Source organism: Gemmobacter nanjingensis (assembly GCF_014652195.1).
Taxonomy (GTDB): domain Bacteria; phylum Pseudomonadota; class Alphaproteobacteria; order Rhodobacterales; family Rhodobacteraceae; genus Gemmobacter; species Gemmobacter caeni.
The window spans coordinates 446,828-460,709 of record NZ_BMYI01000002.1 but is presented as its reverse complement, the minus strand read 5'-3'; the positions used below and the strand labels follow the sequence as shown (position 1 = coordinate 460,709).

General features: G+C 64.6%; 9 protein-coding genes. 1 reads left to right on the top strand and 8 read right to left on the bottom strand.

The features are described 5' to 3' along the window. Positions 1-4 precede the first annotated feature (4 nt). The 7 genes from IE126_RS07240 to IE126_RS07210 form a co-directional block, all read right to left on the bottom strand. Positions 5-682 carry a response regulator transcription factor gene (locus IE126_RS07240; RefSeq protein ID WP_054303513.1) on the bottom strand — a complete coding sequence of 226 codons (678 nt, stop codon included), beginning with the start codon at positions 680-682 and terminating at the stop codon, positions 5-7. Between the two features lie 99 nt (positions 683-781). Beyond that, on the bottom strand, positions 782-2,413 hold the full coding sequence (locus IE126_RS07235; protein WP_189380580.1) for an alpha-D-glucose phosphate-specific phosphoglucomutase: 1,632 nt from the start codon (positions 2,411-2,413) through the stop codon (positions 782-784). Next, positions 2,410-4,527, bottom strand: coding sequence for a glycogen debranching protein GlgX (gene glgX / locus IE126_RS07230; protein ID WP_189380579.1), 2,118 nt, complete (start codon positions 4,525-4,527; stop codon positions 2,410-2,412). Before glgX ends, IE126_RS07235 begins: the two co-directional genes overlap by 4 nt. After that, on the bottom strand, positions 4,524-5,954 hold the full coding sequence (gene glgA / locus IE126_RS07225; protein ID WP_189380636.1) for a glycogen synthase GlgA: 1,431 nt from the start codon (positions 5,952-5,954) through the stop codon (positions 4,524-4,526). The genes glgX and glgA overlap by 4 nt, the downstream gene beginning before the upstream one ends. A 143-nt stretch (positions 5,955-6,097) precedes the next feature. Next, the gene (gene glgC, locus IE126_RS07220; RefSeq protein ID WP_189380578.1) at positions 6,098-7,372 is read right to left on the bottom strand and encodes a glucose-1-phosphate adenylyltransferase; all 1,275 of its coding nucleotides are present in this window, start codon (positions 7,370-7,372) and stop codon (positions 6,098-6,100) included. 30 nt (positions 7,373-7,402) lie between these two features. Further along, positions 7,403-9,598: a 1,4-alpha-glucan branching protein GlgB gene (glgB, locus tag IE126_RS07215; RefSeq protein WP_189380577.1), complete on the bottom strand. Its 2,196-nt coding sequence runs from the start codon at positions 9,596-9,598 to the stop codon at positions 7,403-7,405. A gap of 21 nt (positions 9,599-9,619) precedes the next feature. Continuing rightward, positions 9,620-12,034 (bottom strand): glycogen/starch/alpha-glucan phosphorylase, encoded by a 2,415-nt coding sequence (locus tag IE126_RS07210; RefSeq protein ID WP_189380635.1) that lies wholly within the window; start codon positions 12,032-12,034, stop codon positions 9,620-9,622. 304 nt (positions 12,035-12,338) lie between these two features. On the opposite strand from IE126_RS07210, the gene IE126_RS07205 reads away from it, so the two are divergent. Beyond that, positions 12,339-12,773 carry an RrF2 family transcriptional regulator gene (locus IE126_RS07205; protein WP_054303508.1) on the top strand — a complete coding sequence of 145 codons (435 nt, stop codon included), beginning with the start codon at positions 12,339-12,341 and terminating at the stop codon, positions 12,771-12,773. 5 nt (positions 12,774-12,778) lie between these two features. Here IE126_RS07205 and IE126_RS07200 read toward each other — a convergent pair whose 3' ends face one another. Then, entirely contained in the window at positions 12,779-13,843 is a 1,065-nt protein-coding gene (locus tag IE126_RS07200; RefSeq protein WP_189380576.1) for a dipeptidase, read from the bottom strand. Positions 13,844-13,882 lie beyond the last annotated feature (39 nt).

The following is a 13,882-nucleotide window of genomic DNA, read 5'->3' as shown; positions in this document are numbered from 1 at the left end:
CGCCTCAGCCGTTTTCCGGCATGATGGCGCTGAAGCTCGCCTCGCCCGCGATCAGTACGGCCTGCGTGCGGCTTTGCACCCCCAGCTTGCGCATGATGGCAGTCACATGCGCCTTCACCGTGGTTTCGGCAATCGACAGATCATAGGCGATCTGCTTGTTCAGCCGCCCTTCGCAGATCAGTTGGAGGATCTTTGCCTGCTGCCGGGTCAGAAGCGCCAGCCGCGCCAGCGCCTGTTCGCGCGAGGTCACCGGCCCATCCTCGTCATCGGGGGGCACATAACCTTCGGGCTGATAGATACCGCCTGCCCGCACCGCCTCGAACGCGGCGCGAAATACCTCTCGCCTTGCGTGTTTTGGCACGAAACCCGCCGCGCCTGCCTGAAACACCGCCGCGATGACCCGGTTATCGGCAAGGCTTGACACCACCAGCACGGGCGCCGAGCCCGCCGCAGCCTTCAGCCGGATCAGCCCGTCAAGGCCGGTCACATCCGGCAGGTTCAGATCCAGCACGACGATATCGGGCATCGGCGACAGTTCCAGCCGCGCCAGCGCCGTTTCCAGCCGGTCCACCGTTTCGACCTGCGCCACCCCTGCCACGGCGCGCAGCGTGATCGACAGCGCGTCGCAGAACAAAGGATGATCGTCGATGATCAGCGCCGTATTCACCACACGTTCCGCCATGGCAAGACCTCCGTTCCTGCGATCAGTTTACCCCGGCGCGGGCGGGTGGCAAGCAAGCCGAAAGTCGTGGTTTCAACCAAACTTCCGGCCTGTCCGACCTCAGGTCACCACATCCGGTTCGGTCCGTCCGGTATGCGCGGCGATCTTCGCCAGCGCATGTGCCGCGCGGATCACCGGGGCCAGCGCCTCTTGCGGATCACGGTCCAGCCCCTCCGGCCCCGGCGTATAGCGTTCCAGATAAACCCGCAGCGTCGCGCCTTCCGTCCCGGTGCCGGAAAGCCGCATCACGATGCGCGAACCATCGGTGAACAGGATACGCACGCCCTGCTTCTGGCTGACCGAGCCGTCGACCGGATCGGTATAGGCGAAATCGTCGGCACCCGCGATCTCCATGCCCTCCACGCTTTGCCCCTTCAGGCCCGCGAGGCTGGCCCGCAACTCAGCCATCATCGCATCGGCCTTGTCGGTGGCAATCGCCTCGAAATCGTGGCGGGAGTAATAGTTACGGCCGAATCTTGCGAAATGTTCGGCCATGATCGTGGCGACCGATTGCTGGCGCACGGCCAGAATGTTCAGCCACAGCAGCACCGCCCAAAGCCCGTCCTTTTCGCGCACATGGTCTGACCCGGTGCCAAAGCTTTCCTCGCCGCAAAGCGTGGCGCGGCCCGCGTCCAGCAGGTTGCCGAAGAACTTCCACCCCGTCGGAGTTTCATACTTGCCGATTCCCAGCGCATCGGCCACCAGATCGGCGGCGGCCGAGGTCGGCATCGACCGCGCAACGCCCGCCAGCCCCCGCGCATAGCCGGGCGCCAGATGGGCATTGGCGGCCAGCACCGCCAGACTGTCCGAGGGCGAGACATAGACGCCGCGCCCCACCACCATGTTGCGGTCGCCATCGCCATCGGATGCTGCGCCGAAATCGGGGGCATCGGCTCCCATCATCTCGGCCATCAGCTCGTGCGCCCATGTCGGGTTCGGGTCGGGGTGCATGCCGCCGAAATCCGGCAAGGGCGTGCCATGGGTCACGGTGCCCTTGGCCGCACCAAGGCGGTTTTCCAGAATTTCCGTGGCATAGGGGCCGGTTACGGCGCACATCGCATCAAAGCGCATGCGGAAGCCGCCCGCAAACATCGCCCGGATCGCCGGGAAATCGAACAGGGTTTCCATCAGCGCGGCATAGTCGGTCACGCTGTCAACCACCTCGACCGCCATGCCATCCACCGTGGTGGCCCCGATGCGGCCAAGGTCGATATCCGCCGCGTCGGAGATGCGGTATTCGGTGATCTCGGTCGTGCGCCGGAACATGGCCTCCGTCACCGCCTCGGGCGCCGGACCACCGTTGGCCATGTTGAACTTGACGCCGAAATCCTCCTCGGGTCCGCCGGGGTTGTGACTGGCAGACATAATGATGCCGCCATCGGTTTTATTGAGCCGGATCAAATGGCTGGCCGCCGGAGTTGACAGCACGGCATTCTGACCGACGATCACCTTCGCCGCCCCGTTGGCTGCTGCCATCTTCAGGATGGTCTGCGCCGCGCGGTCGTTGAAATACCGCCCGTCACCGCCCAGAACAAAGGTCTTGCCCGCCGCGCCGCCAATGGCGTCGAAAATGGATTGCACAAAGTTTTCAAGATAATGCGCCCCCATGAACACCGGGGTTTTCTTGCGCAGGCCCGAGGTGCCCGGCTTCTGCCCGGCGATCGGCTGGGTGGCGATGGTCAATACGGTCATTCTGATCCTCGATCGAAGTCTGCCGAAAAGACAAGCACGGAATGCGCCGGAACCTCAAGCCCCGGCACGGCGGGTTCCCGCCCGGCATCCGGGCGGGTGGTATCCAGTTCCAGTTGCCAGCCCGGCGCGGTATCGGGCAGCGTCAGCTTCACCGCAGACCCCGTATTGAACACGGCGAAAATCGCCTCACGGTCGGTCAGGTCGCCTTCGGCAGCGCGGCGCAATTCGACGCAAAGACAACGGAAGGCCGGGTCGTGCCAGTCCTCGGGCCGGGGCGTGGCGCCATCGGCGCGGCGCCAGATCACATCGGGCAGCCCATCCACCGCACGCGGCAACCCGTGCAGAAAGCGCCGCTGCCGCAACACGCGATGGTCCTGCCGCAGCGCGATCAGCCGCGCAACGAAGGCGGCCAGCCCGTCATCCGCCCGCGCCCAATCCACCCAGCCGATCTCGTTATCCTGCGCATAGGCGTTGTTATTGCCCTGCTGGCTGTTGCCGATCTCATCCCCCGCGAGCAGCATGGGCACGCCCTGCGACAGCATCAGCGTCGCCAGCAGGTTGCGCTTGCGCAGACCCCGCGCGGCGTGGATCGCGGGATCGTCGCTTGGCCCCTCCACCCCCATGTTCGAGGAGTGGTTGTCGTCATGGCCGTCGCGATTGTCCTCGCCATTGGCGAAGTTGCGCTTGACGGTGAAGCTGACCAGATCCTCCAGCGTAAAACCGTCATGCGCGGTCACGAAATTGACCGAGGCGCAGGCGGTGCGCCCGGCCTTGTCAAACAGTTCGGCACTGCCCAGAAGCCGCCGCGCCAGATCGGGCACCACGCCCGCATCGCCGCGCCAGAGCCTCCGGATGCCATCGCGGAACCGGTCGTTCCATTCGCTGAACGGATGCGGGTAATTGCCCAGCTGATAGCCGCCGGGGCCGATGTCCCACGGCTCTGCGATCAGCTTCACGCGGGCCAGCACCGGGTCTTGCCGGATCGCATCGAAAAAGCCGCCGTTCGGATCGAAGCCATGCGGCTCGCGCCCCAGAACCGAGGCCAGATCGAAGCGAAAACCATCGACATGCATGACCTCGACCCAGTAGCGCAGGCTGTCCATCACCATGCGCAGCACCATCGGATGCGACAGGTTCAGCGTATTGCCGGTGCCGGTGTCATTGACATAGAAGCGCCCGCCATCGCGCAGGCGGTAGTAGCTGCGGTTGTCCAACCCGCGGAACGACAGTGTCGGCCCCAGCTCGTCACCTTCACCGGAATGGTTGTAGACCACGTCGAGGATCACCTCGATCCCCGCCGCATGGAAGCGGCGCACCATGGTCTGAAACTCCCAGACCTCGCCCTTGGTCATGTAGCGCGGTTCGGGCGCGAAGAAGCCGATGCTCTGATAGCCCCAGTAATTGCGCAACCCTTTCGCCACCAGAAAACGGTCATCCAGAAAGGCATGGACGGGCAGCAGTTCGATGGCGGTGATGCCCAGCTTCACCAGATGCTCCAGCACCGCATCCGAAGCGAGGCCAAGGAAACTGCCGCGCAGCGCCTTTTCAACCCCCTTGTGCAGCGCGGTCAGCCCCTTCACATGCGCCTCGTAGATCACTGTCTCGTGCCAGGGACGGCGCGGCGCACGATCCGGTCCCCAGTTGAATGACGGGTCCACCACCACCGATTTCGGCACGGCAAAGGCACTGTCGCGAGGGTCAAAGGACAGATCGGCGCGCGGGCTGCCAACCTTGTAACCCATCAGCGCATCCGACCATTTCAGCCGCCCCGAAAGCTGCCGCGCATAAGGGTCCAGCAGCAGCTTGCTCGGGTTGAAGCGATGGCCGCCTTCGGGGGCGTAAGGCCCGTGCAAGCGAAAGCCGTAATGCGTGCCCGGGGTCAGCCCGCCGATATGGATATGCCAGATGTCGCCATCCCGGTCGCGCAGCGGTATACGGCACAGCTCACGCCGGCCATCGGGAGAAAACAGGCACAGCTCCACCCGTTCGGCATGGGCTGAGAAGAGCGCGAAATTCACCCCCTCACCATCGAAATTCGCCCCCAGGGGCCAAGGGCGCCCGGGGGTCAGCGTATGCCCGGACAGCCGGTCGGGAAGGCCGTGCGCCGCGATCATGGCCGCAGGATACCGTCATACAGCCGGGCATAGGCCGCGGCCGAGGCCGCCCACCCGACCGGCTGCGCCATGGCGCGGCGGCGGATCTGCGCCCAGAGTTTCACATCGGCATGAAGCGCCGCCAACTGCCGCAGCGCGCCCGCGAAGGCGGTGGCATCGGTCGGGTGGAAGATGATGCCGGTCGCCGTTCCCGCCGCCAGCGCCGCCGGATTCGCCGTAATCACCGTATCGGCCAGCCCGCCCACCGCCGCGACCACCGGAATGGTGCCATAGCGCAACCCGTACATCTGCGTCAGCCCGCAGGGCTCAAACCGCGAGGGCACCAGCACCGCATCGCCGCCCGCGAACATCCGGTGGCTCAGCGCCTCGTCGTAGCCGATCCGCACGCCGACCCTGCCGGGGAAGCGCGCTGCCAGATCCAGCATCGCCGCTTCCAGCGCCGGGTCACCGGAGCCGAGCATCACCAGCCCACCGCCCGCTGCGATGAATTCAGGCAGCACCTCGGGCAGCAGGTCCATACCCTTCTGGTCGGTCAGGCGGCTGACCACGATGGCCAGCGGCCCCGGCACCTCCTCCAGCCCGAATTCGGTGCAAAGCGCGGCGCGGTTCGCGACCTTGCCCCTGATCCGGGTGGCGGTATAGGGCACCGCCTCGGCCTCGGGCGACCAGACGCTTTCGTCCACGCCGTTCAGGATGCCTTGCACCTCTGCCGCGCGCGCCGCCACGATGCCTTGCAGCCCCATGCCGAATTCGGGGCGCATCAGCTCCTCTGCATAGCGGGGCGAGACCGTGGTGATGCGATCCGCCGTCACCATCCCGGCCTTGAGGCTGGACAGCCCGCCGTAATACTCCAGCGAGGCGGCGTGGAACTCATGCGCGGGCAGCCGCAGCGTGGACAGCATCGAAGCCTCGGCCCAGCCCTGGAAGGCGATATTGTGAATGGTCATCACCGTCGCCACATCGCGCGGGCCTCCGAAGGCAAGATAGGCGGGGGCGAAGCCCGCCTGCCAGTCATGCGCATGCAGCACCTGCGGGCGCCAGCCATCGACCAAACCATGCCGCGCGATTTCTGCCGCGACCCAGCTCAGCGCGGCAAAGCGCTGGGGATTGTCCGGCCAGTCCGCACCGCCGCTGTTATAGGGGCCGCCTTCGCGGTCATAAAGATGCGGCGCGTCCAGAAGCAGCACCGCAATCCCGTCGACCTCGCCCGCCTTCACCACGCCACGCCCGCCGAACAGATCGTCCCGCGCGAAAACCTCGGGCCAATCGGCGCAAAGCGGGCGCAGGGTGCGATAGGCAGGCAAAAGCACCCGCATCTCCCATCCCTGCCCGGCCAACGCACCGGGCAGCGCCCCCACCACATCGGCCAGCCCGCCGGTCTTCACAAGTGGCACGCATTCCGACGCCACAGACAGCACCCGCTTCATCGTCATCCCCGGCCCCTCATTTTCTGTCCATAAATATCCTGGGGGGTCGCAGATCGTGCGCCATCGGTTCAAGACCGATCGGCGACGGGCAAAGCCCCCGGGTCTTTGAAATCAGGTCACGCCCCCAATTTGGCGTGTTGCCCCTACAGCTTCGCCCGTGACCAGCGGTCGATCATGTCCTGCGTGATCAGCACCACGCCGCCTTCGCTGCGCCGGAACCATTTCGCATCTTCCTCCGGGTCTTTGCCGATCACCAGACCCTCGGGGATTTTCACGCCGCGGTCGATGACGCAATGGCTCAGTTCCGCACGGCGCCCCACATCCACCTGCGGCAGCGCGACCACATGGTCAAGCGAAGCCCAGCTATGGGTGCGGCAGCCGGTGAACAACAGGGAATTGCGCACCTCCGACCCCGAGACGATGCAATCGCCCGAGACGAGCGAGGACACTGCATAGCCGCGCCGCCCGCCATCCTCGTCATGGATGAATTTCGCCGGCGGCACCAGTTCGGCATAGGTCCAGATCGGCCATGAATTGTCGTATAGATCCAGCTTCGGCACGAAATCCGTGAGGTCGATGTTGGCCTGCCAGAAAGCGTCGATGGTGCCGACGTCGCGCCAGTAGGGTTCGTCCTCCAGCCCGGTCGTCACGCAGCTTTCGCTGAAGCGATGCGCCATCGCCTTGCCGTTCTTCACGATGTCGGGGATCAGGTCATTGCCGAAATCGTGGCTGGAATTCGTATCTTCGGCATCCTTCAGCAGCAGGTCGCGCAGGAAATCCCAGTTGAAGACGTAGATCCCCATCGAGGCGAGGCTATTTGCCGGATCGCCCGGAATGGTCGGCGGATCTTTCGGCTTTTCCAGAAAATCGGTGATCCGCCCGTCGCCATCCACATGCATCACGCCGAAGGCCGTGGCCTCGGCCTTGGGCACCGTCAGGCAGCCGATGGTGACATCGGCGCCGGTCGCCACATGCTGCACCAGCATGATTTCGTAATCCATCTTGTAGACGTGATCGCCCGCAAGGATGATGACGTATTTCACCCCGTAACTGTCCACGATGTCGATATTCTGCGCCACCGCGTCGGCGGTGCCCAGATACCATTTGCTTTCATCGACGCGCTGGCTGGCGGGCAGGATGTCGAGATATTCGTTGCGTTCGGCGCGAAAGAAGTTCCAGCCGCGCTGCATGTGGCGGATCAGGCTGTGCGCCTTGTATTGCGTGGCAATTGCCATCTTGCGCACACCCGAGTTCAGCGCATTCGACAGCGCGAAGTCGATGATCCTGGTCTTGCCGCCGAAATAGACCGCAGGCTTGGCGCGCCGGTCGGTCAGCTCCTTCAGGCGCGAGCCGCGTCCGCCTGCCAGCACGAAGGCCATGGCCTGCGAGGAAAGTCTCTGGTTCGGTCTTGCCTTCATGGTGTCCTCCTCCGGGCCTCCTCGCCCGCACTAATGAATGTCTTGCCGCAAAAAGACTGCCGACAGCGGCGGAAGCGTGATTTCGGCGGAATGCGCCTGCCCGTGATGCGGCACGGCTTCGGCGGTCACGCCGCCCATGTTGCCAAGATTGCCGCCACCATAGATTTCGGCATCGGTGTTCAGCGCCTCGGTCCAGGCACCGCCTGCGGGCAGCCCGATGCGCAGGCGCCGCTCCACCGGCGTCATGTTCACCGCCACAGCCACCTGCGCCTCGCCCGGCGCGCCCTTCCGCAGCCAGGCATAGGTCGATCCCTCGGCATCATTGGCCTCAAGCCACTGGAACCCTTCGGGGCGGCAGTCGTTCACATGCAGCGCCGGTGTCGCACGATACAGCGTGTTCAGATCGCGGATCAGGCGCTGCATGCCCCGATGCTGCGGCCCCTCGCCCGGGTCATCCAGCAGATGCCAGTCAAGGCTCTGGCTGTAGTTCCATTCCCGCGCCTGCGCGAATTCGCAGCCCATGAACAGCAGCTTCTTGCCCGGGTGCCCCCACATGAAGCCGTAATAGGCGCGCAGATTTGCGAACTTCTGTTCACCATCACCCGGCATCCGCGCCAACATGCTGCCCTTGCCGTGCACCACCTCGTCATGGCTGATTGGCAGGATATAGTTTTCCGACCACGCATAATGCAGGCCGAAGGTCATCTGGTGATGGTGGAACTTGCGATAGACCGGATCGCGGCCGATATAGGCCAGCGTATCGTTCATCCAGCCCATGTTCCACTTGAAGCCGAAACCCAGCCCGCCCCAATCCGCCGGGCGCGACACGCCCGGAAAGGCGGTGCTTTCTTCGGCCACCGTCACGATGCCGGGGCATTCGCCGTAAGCCACCGTGTTCATCCGGCGCAGCATGGCGATGGCCTCGTAATTCTCGCGCCCGCCATCCTTGTTGGGCACCCATTGCCCCTCGCCTCGCGAATAATCGCGGTACAGCATCGAGGCCACGGCATCCACGCGCAGCCCGTCGATGTGGTATTCCTCAAGCCAATACAAGGCGTTGGACACGAGGAAATTCTGCACCTCGGTCCGGCCGTAATTGTAGATCAGCGTGTTCCAATCCTGATGGAACCCCTCGCGCGGGTCGGCATGTTCGTATAGCGCGGTGCCGTCGAACCGGCCCAACCCATGCGGATCGGTCGGGAAATGCCCCGGCACCCAGTCAAGGATAATGCCCAGCCCCTTCCGGTGCGCCGCATCCACCAGAGCGCGGAACTCGGCGGGCGTGCCGTGACGAATGGTCGGTGCAAACAGCCCGACCGGCTGATAGCCCCATGAGCCGTCGAAAGGATATTCCGACACCGGCAGAAGCTCCAGATGGGTGAACCCCATGTCGGCGGCATAATCGACCAGTTGTTCGGCAAGCTCGGTATAGCTGAGCATCCGGTTGCCCGGCGCGCGGCGCCAGCTTCCCAGATGCACCTCGTAGACCGAAATCGGCGCGTCAATGGAATGGCGGCCCTTGCGGTGGTTCATCCAGCCCGCATCGCCCCAGTCCGCCCCGTCAATCCGCCGCACGACCGAAGCATTCTGCGGCGCGTGTTCGCTGCCAAACCCCACCGGATCGGCTTTCAGCGGCAGAACCTGCCCGTCCGGACCGCGGATTTCGTATTTGTAGACGGTGCCTTCACCCAGTCCGGGGATGAAAGTCTCCCACACGCCGGTCGCGCCGCGGCGGCGCATCGGGTAGCGGCGGCCATCCCAAAGGTTGAAATCCCCCACCACCGAAACCCGCTCGGCATTGGGCGCCCAGACCGCGAAATGCGTGCCCCCTGTGCCCTCATGGTCGATCACATGCGCGCCCAGCACCTGCCAGAGCCGCTTGTGGGTGCCCTCGCCCAGCAGATATTCGTCCATCTCGCCCAGCACAGGGCCAAAGCGGAACGGGTCGTCCCAGTCCCAGCTCGCGCCGCCACCTTCCGCGCGCAGCCGGTAGTCGGCGGAAGGCACTTCCCCCGCGAACAGCCCCTGCCCCAGCGCCTGCAATTCCAGCGGATCAGGCGTCAGCGCCCAGACCCGCTCCGCCCCCGGCTGGAATACACGCAGCACAAGGCGCTTGCCTTCGTGGTGCGGGCCCAGCACGGCGAAGGGATCGCCATGCCGCCCCTCGACCAGTGCGGTCGCCTCGGTCGCCGCGATCCAGCCGTCTCCTCCCCGAGCCTTGGCCATCGCTTCCTCCCGTTTCCGCCCTCAAAGGGCCGGTTCGACGGACCAGACATCCGCCATATAGCCCCGGATCGTGCGGTCCGAGGAAAAGAACCCCGACCGCGCGGTGTTCAGCGCGGCCATGCGCAGCCAGCGCATCCGGTCGGCATAGGCGGTATCCACCTCGGCCTGCGCGGCGCGGTAGGCGTCGAAATCCGCCGCCACGAGGAAATAATCGTGGTGCCAGACCCGGTGCACCAGTTGATGATAACGCGAAGGATCGCCTTCCGAGAACCGCCCTTCCGCGATCATCTGCAACACATCCTGCAAGGACTGGCTGGCGAGGATGGCATCGCGGGCATGATCGGGGTTGGCGCGGCGTTTCACCACCTCCTCCGCCGTCAGGCCGAACAGGAAGAAATTATCGGCCCCCACCTCTTGAAGGATTTCCACATTGGCGCCGTCAAGCGTGCCGATGGTCGGCGCGCCATTCATCATGAACTTCATGTTGCCAGTGCCCGAAGCCTCTTTCCCGGCGGTCGAGATCTGTTCCGACAGATCGGCAGCGGGGATCAGGCGTTCGGCAAGGCTGACGTTGTAATTCGGCGGATAGACCACCTTCAGCCGGTCCCCGACCAGCGGATCGGCGTTCACCACCGCCGCCACATCATTGATCAGGTGGATGATTTCCTTCGCCACCACATAGCCCGGCGCGGCCTTGCCGCCGAAGATCTTGACGCGCGGCACCCAGTCCTTTTCCGGGTTCTGCCGGATGTCGTGCCAGCGCGCGATGGTTTCGAGGATGTTCAGAAGCTGGCGCTTGTATTCATGGATGCGCTTCACCTGCACGTCGAACAGCGCATCGGCCGAGACGCTGACGCCGCAATGCGCCTGCATCCAGCCCGCCAAAGCCTGCTTGTTCTGCCGCTTCGCCGCGCCGAAGGCCGTGAGGAACCCCGCATCGGCAACATGCGGCTCCAACTCCTTCAGCCGGTCCAGATCGGCCTCCCAGCCTGCGCCGATCGTGTCGGTGATCAGGCCCGCCAGCGGGCGGTTGCACATCTTCAGCCAGCGGCGCGGAGTTACGCCATTGGTTTCGTTGATTATACGCGGGTGCAGCTTTTCCAGTTCGGGGAACAGGTTCTGCTTCACAAGATCGGAATGCAGCGCGGAAACACCGTTCACCTTATGCGCCATGATGAAGGCCAGTTCGCCCATCCGCACCTCATGGTGCTTGACGATGCCCACATAATGCGGCGGGTGGAAGGTGCGGCGGTGCCAGCTGTCAATGCGCTCGACGATCTGCATATGGCGCGGCAGGACATTCCCGAAAGTATAGGTCGCCCAGCGTTCCAGCGCCTCGGGCAGCAGCGTGTGATTGGTATAGCCGAGACAGGCGCGCGCCACCTCCATCGCCGGGTCGAACTCCATCCCGTGCTCATCCATCAGGAGCCGCATAAGCTCCGGCCCCGCGATGGCAGGATGGGTGTCGTTCATCTGGATCGCCACATGGCGCGGCAGGTCAGCCACGGCATAGCCCCCTGCCAGATGCCGGCGCAGGATGTCTTGCAGCGCGGCGGAGGTCAGGAAGAACTCCTGCTTCAGCCGCAATTCCTTGCCCTGATAAGTGGTATCGTCAGGATAAAGCACCCGGCTCAGCGTGCGGGCCAGCGCCTCGGGTTCGGCGGCGGCGGCGTAATCGCCGCGGTTGAATCGCTCCAGATCGAACTGCGTCGTGGGCTTCGCCCCCCACAGCCGCAGCGTATTGGCCCATTTGCCTTCCCAGCCGATGACCGGCGTGTCATAGGCTTCGGCCAGTACGGTTTCGCCGGGCTGCCAGACCTCGCGGCCGTCGCGGGTGATGATCTCGCCCTTGAAACCGATGGTATAGGCGGATTCCGGGCGTTCGAATTCCCAGGGATGGCGTTGGCTCAGCCAGTCCTCGGGCGTTTCAACCTGACGCCCGCTTTCGAACCTTTGCCGGAACAGCCCGTGTTCATAGCGGATGCCATAGCCATAGGCCGGGCAGCCCACCGTCGCCATGCTTTCCATGAAACAGGCCGCCAGCCGCCCCAGACCGCCATTCCCCAGCGCGGCATCGGGTTCATCCTCGACAATCGCGCGGAAATCCTGCCCCAGTTCGGCCATGGCGCTTTCCGCAATGTCGCGCAGGCCGAGGTTGATCGTCGCATCCTCCAGCAGACGCCCGATCAGAAATTCCATCGACAGGTAATAGACACGCTTGTGCCCCGTCTCCCATGTCTTGCGGGTCGAGGCGAACCACGGCTCCACGATCCGGTCGCGAATGGCAAAGCTCAGCGCCATGCGCCAGTCGTAAAGGCTGGCATGATCCGCGTCCTTGCCCAGCGTGAAGGTCAGGTGGCGCAGGATGTCGGCCCTGAGATGCGTTGGCGTCAGCTCTGTCACGTCATGTTCCAATCTGTCGAATGCCCGCCCCATCAGAGCGGGAACCACCGGCGGCGGCAAGACGGCGGAGAATTGCCCGCCCGGTGGTTCCACACCGGAACGCTGCTCCGGCGCGGTCTGCTGAAATCCTGACCTCTGTTAGCGCAATCATTTTCAGAAATCACTCAAAATTTTGAGCGTTTTTCCAGACGGATAGAAGAATCAAACCGATTTGGAGCGATTGCAACGATTCGTGCGCGGTTTCGCGCCGGGGAATTGCGTTATCTGATCCAGATCATTTTCTGCCGCGCCGCGCCGGGCATAATGCGCCGGTCACCCAAAAAGCCGAAAGCGCCACATGAGACTCACCATCCGCACCAATCTGGCCATGCGCACCCTGATGTTCTGCGCGGTCAATCCGGGGCGCATCGTCCGCAAGGCCGAAATCGCCGCCGCCTGCAATGCATCCGAGAACCATCTGGCGCAGGTGATACACCTGATGGCCCAGAAGGGATTTCTGCGCACGGTCCGGGGCCGCTCCGGCGGGCTGACGCTTGCGCGGCCCCCTGAGCAGATCGGGCTGGGCGAGGTGTTCCGCGCCTTCGAGGGCGAATTGCCGCTGACCGAATGTTTCGCGCGTGGCAACAATACATGTCCGCTTGCCGGATGTTGCCGCCTGAAATGTGCGCTGGCCGAGGCAGCGGACGCCTTCTATGGCTCGCTGGACCGGCTGCGCCTGTCGGACATGACCGAAGGCAATGACGCGCTGGAACGGCTGCTGAAAGTGGCCTGACCCGCTCAGCCGCCCCAGGTTTCGCGCAGGACGCGCATCCAGTTGCCCCAGCGCAGCTTTTCGATCAGCGCGGCATCATAACCATGCGCCGCCATCGCCTCCAGGAGGCGCGGCAGGCCTGCGGCATCGCCAATCCCGTCGGGAACGGCGGCACCGTCGAAATCCGATCCGAAGCCCACGCAATCCTCGCCCAGCCTGTCGATCAGATGGTCAAGGTGCTGCATCACCGGCGCCCAGCCCATGTCGGTGCCGCGTTTGCCGTCTGGGCGCAGGAACACCGTGGCAAAGTTCAGCCCCACCATGCCCCGGCTTTCGCGGGTCATCGCCAGTTGCCGGTCGGTCAGGTTCCGGGTCGAGGGGGTCACGGCATGGGCATTGGAATGGGTGGCGACCAGCGGCGCATCGGACAGCGCGGCCACATCATTGAACCCCGCCTCGTTCAGGTGGCTGAGGTCGATCAGGATGCGCAAGGCATTGCATTCGCTCACCAGCCGTTTGCCCGCAGCCGTCAGCCCCGGCCCGGTATCGGGGGAGCCGGGAAACCTGAATGGCACGCCATGGCCAAAGATGGTCGGCCGCGACCAGACCGGCCCGAGCGAGCGCAGCCCCATGGCGTGAAAGGCGTGCAGCGCGTCCAGCCGTTCGTCGATCGCCTCGGCCCCTTCCATATGCATGACACCCGCGATGGCGCCGTCGGCCTGCGCAGCCTCGATCTCGGCCACGCTGCGGCACAGACGAAACGCCCCGCCGGAAGACCGCGCCATCCACAAAAGATGACCGGCCATAGACAGCGCGACCGGCTGCGCCACGCCCAGCGGGATCATCGCGGGCAGCTCGATCTCATAGGGCGGGTTGTCCATCATCGCGTCGTAATCCGGCGCGCCGGGAGCTGAGGGGCTGGGGATATAGATGGCGAACAGACCGCCCGCGAAGCCGCCCGCCTGCATGCGCGGCAGGTCCAGATGGCCCTGCCCCTCGCCCGTAAGCCAGATGGCCTCGCGTTTGCCCGGCGCCATTTGCAGGCGCAGCAGGATGTCGTTGTGGCCATCGAATACCGGCGCGGCGGTCATTGTGCCTCTCCCCTTCCCTTGTTTCGGGGGAGCCTGCCA